The organism is Desulfomicrobium apsheronum, assembly GCF_900114115.1.
Classification (GTDB): Bacteria; Desulfobacterota; Desulfovibrionia; order Desulfovibrionales; family Desulfomicrobiaceae; genus Desulfomicrobium; species Desulfomicrobium apsheronum.
Map to the genome: position 1 here is coordinate 1 of NZ_FORX01000028.1, position 17,394 is coordinate 17,394.

The following is a 17,394-nucleotide window of genomic DNA, read 5'->3' on the forward strand; positions in this document are numbered from 1 at the left end:
AAAACCACGACATAGGGAACGCCGACCTGACGAGCGAGCAGGATGTGCTCACGAGTCTGGGGCATGGGACCGTCGGTGGCGGCGACAACGATGATCGCGCCGTCCATCTGGGCCGCGCCGGTGATCATGTTCTTGATGTAGTCGGCGTGACCGGGGCAATCCACGTGAGCGTAGTGACGCTTGGAGGTCTCGTACTCGACGTGCGCGGTGGCAATGGTGATACCGCGTTCCTTTTCTTCGGGAGCCTTGTCGATCTCATCGAACGCTACAAAGGATCCACCGCCCTTGAGGCTCGCGATCTTGGTGATCGCGGCGGTCAACGTGGTCTTGCCATGGTCGATATGACCAATCGTACCAATATTGACGTGCGGCTTCTTTCTTTCAAATTTTTGCTTGGCCATACATTACCCCCTAATAAAATTACGAATTACTATATATGTATAAGTGAGTGCTTCTTCAGAAGAGATGAGGAAAAATGGAGGCGCAAGACTGGTGAGACGAGGAAATGGAGCGGGAAACGGGACTCGAACCCGCAACCCTCAGCTTGGAAGGCTGATGCTCTAGCCATTGAGCTACTCCCGCATTTCATCTCAGTAGTCAGGCGACAGCATGATCTCTGTCTCCTACTGGTTTTCACGGCTTCTTCTTGGTGGAGGGGGGAGGATTTGAACCTCCGAAGGCGTACGCCGACAGATTTACAGTCTGTTCCCTTTGGCCACTCGGGAACCCCTCCATCACCTGGAGCTGGCGATGGGACTTGAACCCGCAACCTGCTGATTACAAGTCAGCTACTCTACCAGTTGAGCTACGCCAGCCCGTGAGAACGAAGTCATTATGAGCATTCAATCTCAAAGGCAAGCATTATTTTTCAGGAAATTAAAAAAAGCGTCTTTCGACGCTTTTGACTCAGGCCCAGGCAGGTACCCCTACAGGCACGAGCACCGGGTCAGGGCATTTGGGACGGCTCGCAATGTCTTCAAGAGCAACAAAATCCAGAAATTCTGACTGATTATCAAAAAGATAACGCATGAATTTGTTATTGAAGTCATGCCCGGAACAGGAGACCTCAAAATGGCCCCAAATGCGATGACTGCCCACAGCGATATCACCCATGAAATCCAAAATCTTGTGGCGCACCATTTCGTCTGCGAAACGCAATCCTTCGGGGTTGACCACTCCGTAGTCGTCAAAGACAACGGCATTTTCAAGTGAACCGCCAAGAGCCAGGCCGTTTTTCTGCAACCACTCAACATCTTTCATGAACCCGAATGTTCTGGCCCGGGCGATGCGGTGGGAGAAAGTAAGCGGAGTCGACTCAAAACTAAAATTCTGCGTGCCAATCTGCGGATGCGGAAAGTTGATTCGATAGTCAATCTTCAAGCCATTGAAAGGCTTGGCCACAACGCGCTTTCCGTCCTGCTCGAAAACAAGGGTACGCTTGATCTTGGCAACCTCACGGGGACGATCGAGAACCCGGATCCCTGCGGAATTGATCAGGTACACGTATACGGAAGCGCTCCCGTCGAGAATAGGGATTTCCTCTCCATTAACTTCGACAAGAACGTTGTCTATTTCCAAACCGACCAGGGCGGCAAGGAGATGTTCCACCGTGGAAACCTTGGCCCCAGCGGTACCCAGCGTTGTGGCCAGCCCAGTGCCTACGACCTTTCCAGGCTCCGGCACCACGACCTGTCGCCCGCTCTTGGTCGACAACGAAAAAATGACCCCTGTATCGGCAGGCGCAGGCTTGAGAATCATCTCAACCTTCTGGCCGCTATGCAAACCGACACCGGAGCATCGAACTTCTTTTCGTAGTGTAGTCTGTTTCATGACCAGCCATTATCAAACTTCATGCCATAAACCATGCAATCGCAATACATTGAGATTAATCACTTTAAAGTGAACTGCGCACATCACCCTCGGCGACAGTTCCTTTCAGACAACATGATAAGTGCTAAAAAACAACAACCGCCACTCGGTCCAGCCCAGCATAATCCTTCACGATACGCACATTCCTGGTGATGTCTGAAAACAACTCGATCATGGCGTGTCCATGGGAGTGGTCAATTTCGCAAAGGAGCAAGGATCCGGCCTTCATGGCGCCGCGAAGCGACAGAGCCAGGGCACGATAACAATCCAGACCGTCAGGACCGGAAAAGAGCGCGATTTCCGGTTCATGACAAAGTACTTCCCGGCTAAGTGATTCTCTTGTGGACAAGGGTACGTAGGGAAGATTTGCGAGCACAACATCGAAAGCACCGGTGCGCAGAGATTTGAGCAGATCTCCTTGCAAGAAGAGAATCCGGTCCGTAACATTGTGAAGCCGCGCATTCTTGCGTGCGACCTTTAGCGCATCAAAGGAAATGTCAACCGCCACAATTCGACAGTCGGGAAAAAGCTTGGCGCACGATACGGCCAAGGCTCCACTTCCAGTACCGACATCGAGGACCTTCAGGCATGCATCCTTGCCCAACGATTCGAGCAAATGATCGATAATCAGCTCCGTTTCGGGCCTGGGAATAAGCACCTCGGGGCCGACGTGAAACGCAAATCCATAAAATTCCCTTTCCCCGACAATGTACGCCACAGGCTCTCCGTCCATCCGCCGGCTGCCGAGTTCTTCCATCCGCAAGCGACATGGCTCGTCCACCGGGGCGCCACTCTCAAGAAGCATGTCGAGCCGGGAAATGCCAAGGACATGCGCAAGCAGAACCTGCGCGGACAGGCGGGGGGAATCAACACCGCTTTGCAGCAGCAATTTCTCCCAGTGCTCCAGTATTGATTTGCGGGACTGCATGGATAAAAAAAAAGCCGAGTCTCCTCAGCTTTCTTTCATGGCTTCTGCTTGGTAATGCTGAACCAGACCATCAATGATGTCATCGATGTGACCCTCCATGGCCTGATCAAGATTGTAAAGCGTGAGGTTGATGCGGTGGTCGGTCACACGCCCCTGCGGATAATTGTAGGTGCGAATGCGCTCGGAACGATCTCCCGAGCCCACCTGTGACTTGCGATTGTCGTCATAGGCCTTCTTCGTCTCATCCTGGGCAGCCTGAAGAAGACGGGAACGCAGCACTTTGAGTGCCTTGGCCTTGTTCTTGTGCTGCGACTTCTCATCCTGACAAATGACGACCAGACCCGTGGCGAGATGAGTGATGCGAATGGCCGAGTCGGTCGTGTTGACCGACTGCCCGCCCGGACCGGAAGAACGGAACACATCCACCCGGATATCGGTCGGTTCGATCTTCACATCTACTTCTTCAGCTTCCGGCAGAATCGCGACTGTGATGGCGGACGTGTGAATACGGCCCTGACTTTCGGTTGCCGGGACACGCTGGACCCGATGTGCACCCGACTCAAACTTGAGCTTGCTGTAAACATTGGTCCCGGAAACGGACGCAATAAGTTCCTTGAAGCCGCCAGTCCCTGTGTCACTGCTGCTCAAGACTTCCACACGCCAGGAATGCAATTCGGCATAGCGCGAATACATCCTGAAGATATCGGCCACAAACAAAGCCGCCTCTTCCCCGCCGGTACCGGCACGGATCTCAAGGATGATGTTTTTCTCATCCAGGGGATCCTTGGGGGTCAAAAGCTGCTTGAGCAACCGCTCCTGCTCCCCGATCCTGGCTTTCAGAATGACAATTTCCGCCTGGGCCATCTCGCAAAGCTCGGGATCCGGATCCTTGGCAAGCTCCTGATTTTCAGCCATCTCGCGAAGCAATGTCTTGTAAAGCTCGAACGCCTTGACGATCTCGTCAAGCTCAGCATGCTTTTTGGCGATTTTTCGATAGCGCTCCTGATCCTGAAAAATCTCAGGAGTACTCATTTCGCGCTCAAGTTCGCGGTACTTTGCCGCAAGACTTTCTAATTTATCGACCATGTGTATGCTGCGCTCGACTTCGGCTAAATTTCAACAATTATTTTGCCAGGCTGGCGTATTTCTTTCTGAACCTGTCGATACGACCGGCAGAATCGATAAAACGCTGCTCACCCGTGAAAAAGGGATGGCAATGCGAACAAATTTCAACATTGAGTTCCGCGCCAACAGTGGACTTGGTGGTGAACTCGTATCCGCAGGCACAACGTACCGCAGTTTCATAAACCTTGGGATGCAAATCTTTCTTCATGGGAAACCTCCAGTTTCAAAAGAGAGAGGACAACTAAACCACTCGGAGACGAATGGCAAGTCGAAATTCACGCGACCTGAATTTGGGAAAAAGGGAGTTAGGAAAGGCCCTTGGCCTGATTTATGGAAATATTGAAGGCCACGGAAAAAATATGGTGCATGAAATCCACGTATTCAACGGCAACATTTTCCGGAACCGAAATTCTGGCCGGCGCGAAATTCACGATGCCCCGGACGCCCGCTTCAATCAGGTAATTGGCGGCACGCTGGGCTCGTTCGGGAGGAGTGGTGATGATTCCTATTTCAATCTCGAGTTCGCTGACTTTTTCTTTAAGCCTGCGCGAACAGACGACCTCCAGACCGGCGACTTCCTCGCCAATCTTGAAGGGATCGCAATCAAAGGCTCCCACGAGAATAAACCCGCGACGCCTGAAAATGCCGTGTCTGAGCAATGCCCGCCCCAGATTGCCGACGCCGACCAGCGCGACATTCCATGTCCGGTCGATGCCAAGAGACTGTTTGATGGCGGTCAGCAAATCCTGAACATAATATCCAACGCCTCGCACGCCGAATTCACCAAAATAAGCCAAATCTTTTCGAATCTGCGAAGGATTTACGCCGCAAGCACGGGCCAGGCCGTCGGAAGATATGACGGAATCGCCCTCTTGAAGGAGCGTCTCCAAAACTTGTACGTAGACAGCCAATCGCTGAATCGTGGCGCGAGGTATGTGGGCGCTTTTCAAAATGACTCCAAGCAATAACTTTGTGAGCTATTTCATTAAAATAGCAAAAAAAGGGGGGGGAGGCCGGGCCTCCCCCCCTTTTTTCGATCAGAGTTAGCCAACGAAGGGGTTGGCGAACAGCAGGATCAGGTTAACAACCAAGGCGTAGATGGCCAGGGATTCGATCAGAGCAAGACCGATCAGCATGGTCACGGTGATTTTGCCGGAAGCTTCGGGGTTGCGGGCGGTGCCTTCGCAAGCAGCCTTGACGGCAAGACCCTGTGCGATGCCACAACCAGCAGCGGCAATGGCCATTCCCAAAGAAGCGGCCCAAGCGATGGTGGAGATGACTTCAGGAGCAGCGTCAGCGGCGAAAGCGGAAGAAGCGACAGCTACCAGAGCGACAGTGGCCAGTACGGACAGAAAACCTTTACGCATGATTCAAAAACCTCCTAAAACGTATAATGATTAGTGGTCGAAAAGACCATTTCCCCCAAATTAGTGCGCTTCTTCGAATGCGCCCTTCAGATAGAGCATGGAAAGCATGAAGAAGACCAAAGCCTGGATGACTTTCAACAACATGAACAGGAAGTAAATCGGAACGGTGGATACGACCGGAGCCAGCATGAACAGCAGGACCAGCACGATTTCCTCACCCTTGATGTTTCCGAAAAGTCGCAAAGAGAGCGAAAGCATGCGTGCGAAATGCCCGATTACCTCGATGGGAAAGATAAGCGGAGCAAGCCACGGCACAGGTCCGGTGAAGTGATGGATGTAGTGAAATCCATGCAGCTTGAATCCCCAGTACTGGTAGTACACAAACACGAACACGGCCATGGCCAGAGTGGTGTTGATGTTCGCCGTAGGAGCGTCCAGGCCGGGCACCAGACCTTCGTAGTTGCTGAACAGGATGAAAATAAACAGGGTCGCAAGTACCGGGAAGACCTTTCGACCGTCTTCGCCCATGTTGGCAACGACAAAGTTCTCTAATGATTCGATGAGCAGCTCAAAAAAGTTCTGCAACCCTTTAGGAACAAGGGAGAGTTTTTTCGTGGCCAATATGCCAAGAGCGATGAGCACACCCATGACCACCCACGCGTGGAGGACTTGGCCCGGTATCAAGCTGTGACCATGAGCGTCCACGAGACCAATGGCTTTTACTACTTCCTCTACTAAGAAAATTGGATGTAAATCCCCTGCCATTTTTACGCCTCCTTAGAAGTTTTCCCCAAAAATTGTGACATTCCCCAAAGCAAAATATTGATCAGCACAGTGGAAAAACCCATCAGCAGCCAGACACCCGAGGATCCCAGATGAGCGATCAGCACATAAAAAGCCAATGCCGTTATCATCAGGCGTCCGTAAAAGCTGAAAATCTGAACAACCACCGCACTTTTTTGCAAATAGACCAATTCCTGAATCAACTTGGCCAGCGCCAGAAAGTTGAGGGTTCCAAGCAGCACACCGGTTGCCAGGTCCAGGCCTTTCCAGCCAAAAGCCAACGCCGGCAGGGCTCCAAGCAGAAAATAAACCTGGCGCAACGCCATCTTGCGCACTTCCGGGACGTGAAACCCCCGGGCGTAGAGAACGCGCTCAATCTTTTTCTGCATTGTTGCGAGCATCGGCTTCCGCTTCTTTCTTCTGGATGCGCTGCATTTCCCGAAACATGTTCCTGTATCCGGCGATGATGCCGAACACCAAAAAAATCAGCGTCAACCAAGGTTTTGTTCCGAAATATTTGTCGAGATAGTAGCCCATGGCAAAGCCCACTACCACCCCGGATACCAGCTGAAGCCCCATCACCGAAGCAATACCCAGCGACTCGAAATGTTTGGAATTTTTCCTGTTAAAGAGCATATGTTCGTCTCGATGGGTTTTTGCTGTCCCAGATCGTTCGTGCAATAAATCACAAATCGAAGTCGGGGCTACCACACCCCCCAACTTCGCGTCAACCAAAGTTTTTCGCCTGATGAATTTTAAACCCCCTCCACCCATGCCCTGCGCGCACATCCATAATTACAAAGCCCAATCCCGTCGAAAGTGGTCGGCTTGCCAGCAGGACCTATTCGCACTATGCCCGGACACGAAATCAACAACCCCGGCATAAAAGCCGGCAGCACGAGAATCAATGAAAAACATCCCTGAACTCAAAGCCCGTCAACTCAAGATCGAGCCGGACCCACGCAAGATCCTGCGCAGCAACGATATCCGCGACAACACAAACGCCGTTTGCCTGTTCCAGCCCAGAGCCCGCAAGGCCCTGGAAATGGGGCTCTCCATTCCGGGCATGGAATACAATGTCTATGTCGCCGGAGAACCGGGACTTGGACGGACATATCTTGTCGAGAACTTTCTTCTCCCCCGGGCCAAGGAAGGAACGACGCCTCCAGACCTCGTCTATCTGAACAACTTCGACAATCCCGACAAGCCGCTCCTGGTCAGCCTGACGCCCGGTCAGGGCAAGGTTCTCAAAGAGAATCTGCAGCGCGTCGTCAAACGTCTTCGCCGCGACCTGCCGCGCCATTTCGAACAGGCCAGCTACCTTCGGCTCCAGAACAAACTCTTCACCAAGCTGGCCCTGGTGCGGGACGATCTGATGGACAGGATGGATGAAGCCGCCCAGAAAAAAGGATTCAGCCTGAACATCGACGACACCGGAGCGGTTTCACTAACGCCGCTGGTGGACGGCAAGGTCCTCAGTTCGGAAGAATTCGAACGTCTTGAGTCCTCCCAGAAGAAAGTCATCAAGGACCAGAGCAGCGCCGTGCTGAACACCATCGCGGACCTGTCACGGTTGGTCAATAAAAGCGAGCAGGAATTCCGGGCCAAGGAAGTGCAGTTGGCGCAAGAGCATGCCGCAAGCCTCGTGGACCGGCTGCTTATGCCCATCCACAAGAAATTCGCTGAAAACAAGGCGCTCAAGAAATATTTCGATTCCTTCAAGGAAGACATTCTTGAAAACCTTCCCCACTATCAGGGTCGGCAGGAGCGCGAACCCCGCACCGGGCCGGAACAGCAGGGGGAAGGCCTGTCGGACTCCTTTTTCCAGCGCTACGACGTCAACCTCTTTGTGGACAATTCCGAAGTCACCGGCGCGCCCGTGGTCAAGGAAATCAACCCCGGCTTTTTCAATCTTCTCGGCTGCGTGGAGCGTGAAACGGAATGGGGCACCTACTACACCGACTTCTCCCTGATCAAGGCCGGAGCGGTGCATCGCGCCAATGGCGGATTCCTCATCCTGCGCGTGGACGACCTCCTGAACCACCCCGCCGCCTGGGAAGGCCTGCTGCGCTGCCTACGCACCAAGCAATCGAGTCTGGACGACCCCACGGACCATTATGACATGCTGCGCACCCGCACCATCAGTCCGGACCCGATCCCGCTTGCCCTCAAGGTTCTGCTCATCGGTGACGACGAGACATACGAACTGCTCTACATGCATGACGAGCGGTTCCGGAAGATATTCAAGCTCAAGGCGCATATTCAGGACACCGTCGAGCGCACCCCCGAGTCCATCACCGGATATGCCCAGGCCCTGGATCGCGCCGGACGCGAATCCGGCCTTCGCGGATTCACGAAAGACGCCTTCGCGGAACTGGTGAACTACTCCACCCGCATGGCTGAAGACCGGGAGCGCCTGTCCCTGCATTTTTCGCATTTGCGCGAAATCATGATCGAATCCAATGCCCTGGCTAACACCCAGGACAAACGGGTCATCGACGCCGTCATCGTGAAGCAGGCCCTGGAGGAACGCGAATACAGGACCAACCTGTACCAGGAGGAGTTCCTGCGCGAATACGATCGCAAATCCATCAAGGTGCGCACCCAAGGGCAGGGAGTCGGCGTGGCCAACGGCCTGTCCGTGACGCAGGTCGGGGATTACGTCATGGGCCTGCCGCATCAGATATCCTGCACGGTGGGCGTGGGCCACGGCGGCATCATGGATCTGGAACGCGAAGCCGAGCTCGGCGGTCCGATCCACACCAAGGGCATGATGATCCTCAAAAGCTACTTCGTGAACCTGTTTGCCCGCAACAAGCCGCTCGTCCTGACCGGCAGCCTGTGCTTCGAGCAAAGCTACGCCCAGGTCGACGGGGACTCGGCGTCGGGCGCGGAACTTGCCGCCCTTCTCTCCGCCCTTTCAAACGTGCCGATCCGCCTCGATCTGGCCTTCACAGGGGCCATCTCCCAGTCGGGAGCGATCATGGCCGTGGGCGGGGTCACGCACAAGGTGGAAGGCTTTTTCGAGGTCTGCAGGCGACGCGGCCTCACCGGTCAGCAGGGTGTTTTGCTGCCCAGGGACAACATCGTGCATCTGGTGCTTCGGGACAATGTGCTGCAGGCCATAAAGGACCGGCAGTTTCATATCCACCCTGTGAGCACCATCGAGGAGGCCATGGAGTTTCTGACAGGCAAGAGAGCTGGAGAACGGCTGAAAGACGGTCGTTTTTCGCAAAACTCCATCTATGCGGCCGTAGACGAGAGGCTGACCGAACTTGCGGTCCTTGCGGAAAAGAAATGCACCATGCCCAGGCGAAAAGGCATAAAGAAAGCCGGATCCTGAAAAGGACCCGGCTTTCTGTGGCTTTCATTCCGGATTCTCGAGCAGACCCGGCTTTTTCTCACTGCGCCAGCAGCTCCGGATTTCTCTGCCCCATTGCCCCATAAAGCTCGGCCACGGACCGCTCATAATCCGATAAGGCCTCGTGCAGACTGGCTTCGCTGAGCGTCTGCTTGGATTGGGCATCAAGGACATCCGTGTTGGTACCTACCTGGGCCTCGTATCTGGCCACGGCCATGCGGTAGCTCTCCTTGGCGGCGATCAGGCCCTGTCTTGCGGCAGCTATGCGTTTTTCGGCGGCTTGAATCTGCAAAAAGCTCTTCTTGACCTCAAACGAGGCGTCGTTCTCAAGATTCTGATACTCCTGACCCAGCCGGCTCACATTTTTTTCCGCCTGCTTTTCCCCGTAATAGGTCTTTCCCCATTCAAAAAAGGTCCACTTCATCCCGACCTGAGCATTCCACTGGCTGGGCGTATGGTAGTCTCCGCCGTGCACCAGGGGATCCTCCCCTTGGCGGATGTAATTGAAGTCGGCGGCCACCTGCGGATAATACGGCACAGCCGCCAGCACCTTGTCCTTTTCGGCCAGCATGACGGATTGGCGGGCAATGCGCAGATCCGGACGATGCCGCCCCGCACGCTCCAGGCATTCTTCCAGGGTCAGCGGCATGGGGAAATACCGCAACTCCCCGACATACGCCACATCCGCCTCCACGCTCTTGCCGAGCAACGTGTTCAGCTGGGCGTTTAACGTCGCCTCGTTGTTTTTTGCGGTCAGCAGCACCTGTTCGGCCGTGGCCACGTCCACCTCGGCCTGCAGCATGTCAAGCTTGGGACGCAGGCCCACCTCGTAGAAAGCGGTATTAACCTTAAGCTGCGACCGCAACCGGACAAGAGAATCCTCGGCGGAACGTACATTCTCCCGCGCCTGCAGCAAGCGCAGAAAAGCGTCCTGGATGGCGACGATGAGCCGCAGCTCCACATTGTCGATCTGCGACGCGACCTGCTCCTTCTGCAAGATGGCCTTTTCGTGCGTCGTCAGCAGGTTGAATCCGGTAAACAGCGGCTGGTGCACATTGAAGGTGAGTTCCCAGTTATCCAGCGTGCCGACGTTGACCCCGAAGGACTGCGGCCGCTCGTCGAGGCGGGTATAGCCGTATGCCGTGCCCAGGGATGGCCCAAAAGCCGCCTTGGCCGATTTGACGGCATAGTCCGAGGCCATAAGCGCCTCGCGCGCTGCCAGAACCGAAGGATTCGACTTCAGCCCGATCTCAACGGCTTCCCGCATGGTCAAGGTCTCCACGCCCCAGGCGGGCAAGGAAAAGAAACAGAAGAAAAACATGCACAAACCGCATTTCAATATTTTCATAAAACACTCCGGAACCGGTTGTTTGAAAAGTTTTCCCGGCAATCAGGGGCACATACTCTCCCCTGCCTCAAAACGCCACCCCGCAGCATGTCGCCCCCGACTTGTGAAGAAAAGCACTTGAAGTCACGAAGGATCTCGCCTATGTTTTCGGACTAGATCATAATCAAGAGGAGGCATCCCATGTTTTCTGGACTCATTCTTGCCTTGGGCCTTTGCTGCGTCGGTCTGATCGTCTATTCCCTGAACAAGGAACACGGCCCCGACAAGCATCACCATTAATCTCCAATTCCGCCCTTAGCTCAGCTGGATAGAGTAGCGGACTTCGAATCCGGGGGTCACATGTTCAAATCATGTAGGGCGGGCCAATTTTATCAAGGGGTTATGTGGAACAATCCGTAGCCCCTCCTTTATTGGGTGGGACTTTGGGTGGGACTTTTATGGCACAGCTTTTGCCCAAAAGCCTCCATCGCAAACCTCTCGCTGCCATCCATGCTGTGCAGATAAACCTCTGTCGTACTTCTATTTTCATGGCCAAGAATTTTTTGAATGCTCACGATTGGAACATTGAGACTTTCTAAAATAGAAGCCCCTGAATGCCGCAAAGCATGATATCTAAAATACTTGACGTTTGCCCTTTTGCACAGCGTGGTCATGATGCGCTTACGGTCTTTATAAGGCCCGACAACATAATTTCTTTGATTTCTATCGAAGTATCTATGCCAAAATACCCAAGGTCTGTCAGGCACCTTCTCGTGGAATCGACGATTAAGAATCTGAAACAATTCTTCAGTCATCGGCACTTTCCTTGGAGTCAAATGCCCTCCCCTCTTTTTGCGGGTATATAACGCAACAAAACGCTCTTCTAAATTAACATCATCCCAAGTCAGCCGATTAATTTCACTCATCCGAGCCATGGTAAACCTGATTACATTGAGATAGTCTTGCGTTTCTGGATCAGCTAAGGAAATAATAGCTTCTATATCTTCAGGACGAGGGACATACTTCAATTTTTTTTCCACGGGTAGAAAGGGCAAACCGTCAGTCGGATTATCCTTCAGCCATTTCCATTTTTTTGCATGATTGAAGAGTGCCCGTAAAAAGCGTATCTCCTTGTTTCCTACATGAGATGATTTTTTTGCTCGCTTCAGAATGAATTTCTGCACCATCTCCGGAGTGATTTCGTCCGCAGCCTTCTTCCCCCATTCGGCAACCCACCGTTTGGCCATGTACCTCAGGTCAGAATAATGGCGCTCAGAGTTGTAGGCTTGGACATAATCGAGCCTTCTATTCACTAGCTCCAAGAAGCCCATGTCGATTTTTTCGGGCGGTGGGTTCTTGAGCAGGGTTTTCACCTCCTTCCGTTTGTCCGCCTCCGCTTCTCTTGCTGCGGACTTGGTTTTGAACTGGCTGGCGTGATACCGAACTCGATTCATGACAAAGTCGTACCGCCATACCTTTCTCTTCTCGTCGAAATAAACGCTCATAAAGGTCCTCCTCACATGGAAAAAAGAGAGACCCTCCGAGCTTCACGCCGCCCAATTCTTGCCAATGCTTGTAGACCCAGCTACAGCTTTTGTGCACGAATTTGGCGACCTCCTCGGGCGTCATAATACGCCTTTCGGCCTGGCTTTCAAAGTCTCTCTTCATCCCAAAAATCCGGTTAGTGTTCACAATGAGGAGAGGACTAAAATAATATTTGGGGCTGGGACGGTCGTAGCCTACCAGATTTTAGCGGGCCTGAATTTCAACAAGTTGCCTCTGGAGGATGGAGTGGTGGAGCGAAATCAAGGGGATTTTGGGAACATCTCTGTAGACGAGATTCGAGAGTTGCTAAGTGAATATCAAGATGTAGTTAATGAGTACGCAAAAAAGGTTGAATATTTTTCTCTTAAGAAAGTATTTTTCAAATATATTGAGTCTGATGATGGTGAATTTTTTGATTACCTAAGGAATTTAAAAGAGACAAAAAAAAAGAAACAACACATAATTTATACTGAAAGTAAAGCGCTTGAAATATCTCAAAGTTCAAAAAACAATGAATATGTTGTTTATGATGAAAATGACGAAAAATATCTAGAATTTATTGATGAACGTAATAGAAAGTTAGTTATGGATAGAGATGTACCTATATTAATAAATTACCGTTCATTGATTCATACGTTAGATTTTGAAGAGATTGATTCTGATGAAAAAGTAGAGAGCGTTCAGTATTTGACGCACAAATTGAAAGAATCAGGTGTGTTGAAAAATGATTTTGATTTAATGATTAGCATTAAGGTTGAGTGTGCTAGAGCATGTATTGATTTTATAAATACATCTCTTCATGATTCAGAATTTGACAGTGAAGCAGTTGATGCTTTTTTTAGACTTGGAAGAATTGTAGGCATACTTGAGATACTTTCAAATCTAAATAATGAAGATATGCTGGTTAAGCTGTTAAAAATTTTAGCTTCGAAGGCGCATGATGATAGATATGAAGCTAAAAGAAAAAATTATACAAAAGCCATAAATATGGCTATTGATTTATGGAAAAGTGGCGATAGAAGAGATTTTAAAAAAATGGCAAAACATGTTTGTTTTGAGATCAACGAAAATTATCAAAAAGACTATTCTCGAAAAAATAATGGAAAGCCATTGCCAAAAGATAAATTAATAACATATAAAAAAGTTTATGATGCTCTTAAACCAATAGAACACTGGTATAAGGAAAAGTAGCTCCCCTTCTTTGTAGAAGGGGAGCTTTTTTTAAGCAGCCTCTTGCTGCTGGTTTAAAATATTGATCAACTTTTTCAGGTGATCAGGTTTGCCTTTGCACTGCTGAAGTAAGTTCAGCTGTTCAATGACATGTTCTTTTGGGAGACTTTCGAGATCATCAGCGTCATAGCGATTGCAGACGTATTTGTTGTAATCGCCAAGACGGTCAATGAGGTCTAGGTCTTGAAGGAGTTTGTATAGACGGTCCAGGACAAATGATCCAGCTGCGTTTTTGAATGCGGGTGGTTTACTTTCTGCTTGGACTGTTTTTACGATAGACACATCTCCTTCGAGCCAGCGCTTCAAAGATTTCCCAGTTTCTTCGCTGGGCAAAATGTGCTGACCATCGAAGAGACCGGTTCGGTCTTTACTGGCTGTCCCGACATGACCATCGACAGATAGGTCCATGACCACGGTGAATTCGTACTCGACACCGTCGCGCTGGACAGGGGCAAGTCCGACCTTGGCAACTTTGGTCTTCCCGTTTTCGTTTGTGACTTCGTAGGCGGTTTTGGTCCGCATGGTCACAATGACGTGGCAGGTTGAGCCAAGGATGGCATCGACCAGTGCGTTATGCTGGGGAGTGACCTCACGCCAAGCCGCAAAGGTGTTGCGGACAGACTTCGAGACACGGTCATGCATGTCGAGCACGCCGCCTTCTCCTGTCCATGCATGGCTCAGGCTGTCGAGTATGATAATGTCATAGCCGGCCTGTTCCGCCGCCTTGATGGCGTTGATGTATTTTTCAGGTGAGAAGGGGGGATCGAGCTGAGCGGCATCGTAATTCAAGAGGTGAGAGTAGAGTTCTCCGGAACCTCTTTCGGTATCGATGAGCGCAACACGTCCTTCAAGGCCTTTGGCAATCATGAGGGCAGAGTATGTTTTCCCGCTACCACTAGGGCCGACTAGAGCCAGCCTTAGTTTCGCAGCTTTCCTCTGTGCTTTTTTGAACATAAGGTTTTCCTCCGTATCTATGTTGAAAAGTAACTTTTCTTTCATATGCCGCTAGACACATGCTTCGATGGATGAAGATTGGTTCTGATGTGTTAAGTCGATATTCTTCGTTAAGTTGAACAGGCATTATTTGTGCCCATTTTTCGTCTTCGCTTATTTTAAGTCCACACCAAGCACATCTCATATCATCTCCTAAAAATTGACAACGCGAGACTCATAAAGTCCGAGAAGTTCGTCTTCAAGCCTTGCGTTATCAAGTAGGTATAAATTCCACGATTCTTCGCCAAATGTTTCTAATGCGAGAGCTTCGTCCATATAGCACAGACTTTGCTGATCACACCATGAACAATGCATTCCTGGATTTCTCCAGAAACAGCCACGTTCGATGCTTGAAGCAACTTGGGAGCAGATGTTAAAAATTTCTACAAAGTGTGGAAGGGATCGTGTTGACTCGTCCCAATGAACTTTTGGTTCTTTGGTGCGGATCAAGTACACAAGAGCCACCGGGTAGTGGCTAAACTCCATCGAATCGAAAGGCTGGGTATAAAGATACGCATACAGACTCATCTCAAGAGCAACGCGAGACATTCCCTCTCTGGGGGTTTTCCCGACGGTCTTGAGATCCACGAGGCAAGGAGTTCCGTCTTCACCGATCAACAGTAGGTCAAGATAGCCCAGGAGAGAAATATCTTCGCGAGTTTCCCCCGTGAGTGGGTGGATTAACTGGCATTGATATTCCGTCTCCATGCGTAACGCAGGCAGTGGCCCAAGACCTTCTAGGAATTTCTTGGATTGGAACAGGCATAATTGCTGTGCCGAGATATATTCCTGCTCTGTTTCGTAACAACAGTTTTCAAATGGATTATCTTCCCAAAAGATTCGAGATGATTCTTCCGCAATGTCACTTATCTGGCGATAAACGAGACCTGACTCGACAATATGGTGTATAGCTGATCCTTCTATAAGTGTTTTGGATGCTTTCTTTGCTCTCATGCCTAGTTCATAATGTAGATAATATTTTCTAGGACATGAAAGGTATGTATTCAGCTTTGATTTGCTAAAACGAATACTCATGGACCCTCCAAATGGAAAAGGGAGACCTCTTTCGAAGCCTCCCTTTGGGTGGTTTGATTGCTGCACAATTAAGCGGCAACTTGGACTTCTCCCCGGATATTTCGCGGCGAGAAGTTGTCAGATAAAGGGATATTGTGATCCTCCATGCGAATGCGACGGCGGGGGAGCTCCTCAATTGAATCGTCCACGACCGCCTTCAAGCGAGCCATGTCTTCGGCGACACGCTGCCTGAGGGCATCGTTGTATTTGAGGGCGTAGGGACTGCGGATGTCGTTCACAATTTCTTTTGCGTTTTCGATCATCTCGCGGAGCTCGTCGTCGTTGAACAGGTTGCGCTCCTCGAAGGTGGCAAAGAATTCGGTCAGATTGTCGATCATGCTGCTGCGCAGGATCTTGGGCTTTCCGTCTTCGCCATTGCTGAGTCGGTCCACCATGTGGCCGATAATCTCCGCAAATTCTTCACGCAGAGCCAGCAAAGCCGTCTCCCGTGTTTCCTCCATGAGGTATTGGAATTTTTCCTTTTCTCGTTCGTAGATTTCCGGAGGCAGAACGCTTGCTTCGTTGGGAATGTCGAGAATGACATACCGCCATTCGAAGCGGAACTTGTCCCGGATGTTGACCGGGTAGTCCGTGTCGCGGAAGAGATGTCCAAGAATTGTCTTGGCATCTTCCCGTGCCTGTTCGTACTGCGAAGTGAATGCGCTGACACTTTCCCAATATTCTCGTTCAAATTCCTGAAGGTTTTCTTCGACGAAATGAATTGAATCTTTAGGCACAAGTGTCAGGGATGCCAGGGGAAACGGCAACGCATTCTTGCTCAGGAATTTCCTGGCTTTCTGCGTCACCGTCTTGATGGGACCGAGGTGCTCCGGGTCAACGAGGTGTTTCTTGCCTCGCAGCCAATCGGAATCGCCCAGTCTTTCCAGAGCCGTGGGTTCCAGGGCCTTGCTTCCGGTCCAGCATGATGTCTTGAGCTGCAACAGGCAGCTTTGTCTAAAAATGTTTTCCATGTTCAATCTCCTTGATTATCCGCAAAGCGGAATATGTCTTTTGATTGTTTCTTTGCCACGTTTGTAAAACGCGGGGCACAATTGCACTGAAATTTCCTTGCCAAGTAAATCCTTGATGAATTGAGAGTCTTCAAAGCATGAAGACCCTTCGTATCCTTTTGTCTCGATACGGATTTCTCCGTCATGCGAAACGTCAATGACAATCTGCTTGGGCACGATAAATCCTCCATGCACGCATGAAGCGTGTGGATAAAGTTTGAAATTTGTTGGAAAGATGGAGGCTTTGGAGTAGGGAAAGATGGATGTGCTAAGTTGTTAGAACGATGCGCACTCCGTTATTATTTTTAATTTCGGAGTAACGCATATTTTTTCTTCGTGCTTCAGACAAAACTCTTTCTATGGTGTAGGCTTGTTTGAGAAGTCCAGCTCCTGCTCCAATTCGTTGGGTCAATCCGCCAGTACTCCAGTCATCCCAGTATAATGAGAAGCTGTCGTCCTGTCGGACTACTCCAATTTCATAAGAAGCATCGGCTGCGCTTATTGCATGGTCACAAGGATGTGAACCGTTGTACCATTTGAAAGCTTTCTGCCCGTACATGAACTGAAGAGCGAGGCGATCACAAGCTTTTCGCAAAGCATCGAGATCGTTAATCTTGAGTTCGATTTTACTGATATGGCTCATGTGTCCTCCATTGTAGTTATGGAGTGTTCACATGCCACATCAGCTTCAATCCCTGGTGGCAAAGCGAGTTGTTCACTCTGCGCTGGATAATTCGTAGAGGCAGTTTCGTTGCAGTCGTCAGTCATTTCTCCTCCTGTTT

19 protein-coding genes and 4 tRNA genes are annotated in these 17,394 nt (G+C 50.8%); 3 read left to right on the top strand and 20 right to left on the bottom strand.

The window, feature by feature from the left end; translation table 11 throughout:
- The 13 genes from BMZ40_RS18155 to BMZ40_RS18215 all read right to left on the bottom strand — a co-directional run.
- A partial coding sequence (locus BMZ40_RS18155; protein WP_143075694.1) for a GTP-binding protein occupies window positions 1-401 on the bottom strand: 401 nt, incomplete at its 3' end.
- A 105-nt stretch (window positions 402-506) separates the two neighbouring features.
- Window positions 507-582: transfer RNA gene (locus tag BMZ40_RS18160), tRNA-Gly, on the bottom strand.
- A gap of 65 nt (window positions 583-647) precedes the next feature.
- Window positions 648-733: transfer RNA gene (locus BMZ40_RS18165), tRNA-Tyr, on the bottom strand.
- Between the two features lie 6 nt (window positions 734-739).
- A tRNA-Thr gene (locus BMZ40_RS18170) sits at window positions 740-815 on the bottom strand.
- Between the two features lie 91 nt (window positions 816-906).
- A complete protein-coding gene (gene lpxC / locus BMZ40_RS18175; protein WP_092379326.1) occupies window positions 907-1,830 on the bottom strand; it encodes a UDP-3-O-acyl-N-acetylglucosamine deacetylase in 924 nt (307 codons plus the stop codon).
- A gap of 124 nt (window positions 1,831-1,954) precedes the next feature.
- A complete protein-coding gene (gene prmC, locus BMZ40_RS18180) occupies window positions 1,955-2,797 on the bottom strand; it encodes a peptide chain release factor N(5)-glutamine methyltransferase (protein WP_092379329.1) in 843 nt (280 codons plus the stop codon).
- A 24-nt stretch (window positions 2,798-2,821) separates the two neighbouring features.
- Window positions 2,822-3,883 carry a peptide chain release factor 1 gene (gene prfA, locus BMZ40_RS18185; RefSeq protein WP_092379332.1) on the bottom strand — a complete coding sequence of 354 codons (1,062 nt, stop codon included), beginning with the start codon at window positions 3,881-3,883 and terminating at the stop codon, window positions 2,822-2,824.
- A 37-nt stretch (window positions 3,884-3,920) separates the two neighbouring features.
- A complete protein-coding gene (gene rpmE, locus BMZ40_RS18190) occupies window positions 3,921-4,130 on the bottom strand; it encodes a 50S ribosomal protein L31 (protein ID WP_092190591.1) in 210 nt (69 codons plus the stop codon).
- A gap of 97 nt (window positions 4,131-4,227) precedes the next feature.
- Window positions 4,228-4,872 carry a redox-sensing transcriptional repressor Rex gene (locus BMZ40_RS18195; protein ID WP_092190589.1) on the bottom strand — a complete coding sequence of 215 codons (645 nt, stop codon included), beginning with the start codon at window positions 4,870-4,872 and terminating at the stop codon, window positions 4,228-4,230.
- A gap of 93 nt (window positions 4,873-4,965) precedes the next feature.
- Window positions 4,966-5,289, bottom strand: coding sequence for an ATP synthase F0 subunit C (gene atpE / locus BMZ40_RS18200; RefSeq protein ID WP_092190587.1), 324 nt, complete (start codon window positions 5,287-5,289; stop codon window positions 4,966-4,968).
- Between the two features lie 60 nt (window positions 5,290-5,349).
- Entirely contained in the window at window positions 5,350-6,054 is a 705-nt protein-coding gene (gene atpB / locus BMZ40_RS18205; RefSeq protein WP_015774960.1) for a F0F1 ATP synthase subunit A, read from the bottom strand.
- A 2-nt stretch (window positions 6,055-6,056) separates the two neighbouring features.
- Window positions 6,057-6,461 carry a hypothetical protein gene (locus BMZ40_RS18210; RefSeq protein ID WP_092190585.1) on the bottom strand — a complete coding sequence of 135 codons (405 nt, stop codon included), beginning with the start codon at window positions 6,459-6,461 and terminating at the stop codon, window positions 6,057-6,059.
- Window positions 6,445-6,807: an AtpZ/AtpI family protein gene (locus BMZ40_RS18215; protein WP_245751147.1), complete on the bottom strand. Its 363-nt coding sequence runs from the start codon at window positions 6,805-6,807 to the stop codon at window positions 6,445-6,447. Before BMZ40_RS18215 ends, BMZ40_RS18210 begins: the two co-directional genes overlap by 17 nt.
- A gap of 172 nt (window positions 6,808-6,979) precedes the next feature.
- Between BMZ40_RS18215 and BMZ40_RS18220 the strand changes: the two genes are divergently transcribed.
- Complete coding sequence (locus BMZ40_RS18220; protein ID WP_092379337.1) at window positions 6,980-9,415, top strand: Lon protease family protein; 2,436 nt, start codon at window positions 6,980-6,982, stop codon at window positions 9,413-9,415.
- 58 nt (window positions 9,416-9,473) lie between these two features.
- Here the strand turns inward: BMZ40_RS18220 and BMZ40_RS18225 are convergent, their stop codons facing one another.
- Window positions 9,474-10,781 (bottom strand): TolC family protein, encoded by a 1,308-nt coding sequence (locus BMZ40_RS18225; RefSeq protein WP_092379340.1) that lies wholly within the window; start codon window positions 10,779-10,781, stop codon window positions 9,474-9,476.
- Window positions 10,782-11,069: 288 nt separating this feature from the next.
- Between BMZ40_RS18225 and BMZ40_RS18230 the strand changes: the two genes are divergently transcribed.
- Window positions 11,070-11,146: transfer RNA gene (locus tag BMZ40_RS18230), tRNA-Arg, on the top strand.
- 42 nt (window positions 11,147-11,188) lie between these two features.
- On the opposite strand, the gene BMZ40_RS18235 is transcribed toward BMZ40_RS18230, so the two are convergent.
- Entirely contained in the window at window positions 11,189-12,265 is a 1,077-nt protein-coding gene (locus tag BMZ40_RS18235; protein ID WP_092379343.1) for a tyrosine-type recombinase/integrase, read from the bottom strand.
- A 58-nt stretch (window positions 12,266-12,323) separates the two neighbouring features.
- Here BMZ40_RS18235 and BMZ40_RS18240 point away from each other — a divergent pair, with 58 nt between their 5' ends.
- Complete coding sequence (locus BMZ40_RS18240; protein WP_177193267.1) at window positions 12,324-13,496, top strand: hypothetical protein; 1,173 nt, start codon at window positions 12,324-12,326, stop codon at window positions 13,494-13,496.
- Window positions 13,497-13,526: 30 nt separating this feature from the next.
- Here the strand turns inward: BMZ40_RS18240 and BMZ40_RS18245 are convergent, their stop codons facing one another.
- From BMZ40_RS18245 to BMZ40_RS18265, 5 genes are all read right to left on the bottom strand, one after another.
- On the bottom strand, window positions 13,527-14,489 hold the full coding sequence (locus BMZ40_RS18245; protein WP_092379349.1) for an ATP-binding protein: 963 nt from the start codon (window positions 14,487-14,489) through the stop codon (window positions 13,527-13,529).
- Window positions 14,490-14,681: 192 nt separating this feature from the next.
- Entirely contained in the window at window positions 14,682-15,563 is an 882-nt protein-coding gene (locus BMZ40_RS18250; protein WP_092379352.1) for a PD-(D/E)XK nuclease family protein, read from the bottom strand.
- A gap of 68 nt (window positions 15,564-15,631) precedes the next feature.
- Window positions 15,632-16,573, bottom strand: coding sequence for a DUF3150 domain-containing protein (locus BMZ40_RS18255; RefSeq protein ID WP_092379355.1), 942 nt, complete (start codon window positions 16,571-16,573; stop codon window positions 15,632-15,634).
- Window positions 16,574-16,588: 15 nt separating this feature from the next.
- Window positions 16,589-16,789, bottom strand: a complete 201-nt coding sequence (locus BMZ40_RS18260; RefSeq protein ID WP_092379358.1) for a DUF2997 domain-containing protein — start codon at window positions 16,787-16,789, stop codon at window positions 16,589-16,591.
- A gap of 91 nt (window positions 16,790-16,880) precedes the next feature.
- Window positions 16,881-17,255: a DUF1257 domain-containing protein gene (locus BMZ40_RS18265; RefSeq protein WP_092379361.1), complete on the bottom strand. Its 375-nt coding sequence runs from the start codon at window positions 17,253-17,255 to the stop codon at window positions 16,881-16,883.
- Between the last annotated feature and the right edge of the window lie 139 nt (window positions 17,256-17,394).

What these genes read in the sequence shown, in the direction of transcription:
- prfA (WP_092379332.1), bottom strand. Translation starts at nt 3,883, where the DNA reads ATGGTCGATAAATTAGAAAGTCTTGCGGCAAAGTACCGCGAACTTGAG.
- BMZ40_RS18225 (WP_092379340.1), bottom strand. Translation starts at nt 10,781, where the DNA reads ATGAAAATATTGAAATGCGGTTTGTGCATGTTTTTCTTCTGTTTCTTT.
- BMZ40_RS18265 (WP_092379361.1), bottom strand. Translation starts at nt 17,255, where the DNA reads ATGAGCCATATCAGTAAAATCGAACTCAAGATTAACGATCTCGATGCT.
- prmC (WP_092379329.1), bottom strand. Translation starts at nt 2,797, where the DNA reads ATGCAGTCCCGCAAATCAATACTGGAGCACTGGGAGAAATTGCTGCTG.
- atpB (WP_015774960.1), bottom strand. Translation starts at nt 6,054, where the DNA reads ATGGCAGGGGATTTACATCCAATTTTCTTAGTAGAGGAAGTAGTAAAA.
- BMZ40_RS18210 (WP_092190585.1), bottom strand. Translation starts at nt 6,461, where the DNA reads ATGCAGAAAAAGATTGAGCGCGTTCTCTACGCCCGGGGGTTTCACGTC.
- rpmE (WP_092190591.1), bottom strand. Translation starts at nt 4,130, where the DNA reads ATGAAGAAAGATTTGCATCCCAAGGTTTATGAAACTGCGGTACGTTGT.
- BMZ40_RS18245 (WP_092379349.1), bottom strand. Translation starts at nt 14,489, where the DNA reads ATGTTCAAAAAAGCACAGAGGAAAGCTGCGAAACTAAGGCTGGCTCTA.
- BMZ40_RS18255 (WP_092379355.1), bottom strand. Translation starts at nt 16,573, where the DNA reads ATGGAAAACATTTTTAGACAAAGCTGCCTGTTGCAGCTCAAGACATCA.
- atpE (WP_092190587.1), bottom strand. Translation starts at nt 5,289, where the DNA reads ATGCGTAAAGGTTTTCTGTCCGTACTGGCCACTGTCGCTCTGGTAGCT.
- BMZ40_RS18235 (WP_092379343.1), bottom strand. Translation starts at nt 12,265, where the DNA reads ATGAGCGTTTATTTCGACGAGAAGAGAAAGGTATGGCGGTACGACTTT.
- BMZ40_RS18250 (WP_092379352.1), bottom strand. Translation starts at nt 15,563, where the DNA reads ATGAGTATTCGTTTTAGCAAATCAAAGCTGAATACATACCTTTCATGT.
- BMZ40_RS18220 (WP_092379337.1), top strand. Translation starts at nt 6,980, where the DNA reads ATGAAAAACATCCCTGAACTCAAAGCCCGTCAACTCAAGATCGAGCCG.
- lpxC (WP_092379326.1), bottom strand. Translation starts at nt 1,830, where the DNA reads ATGAAACAGACTACACTACGAAAAGAAGTTCGATGCTCCGGTGTCGGT.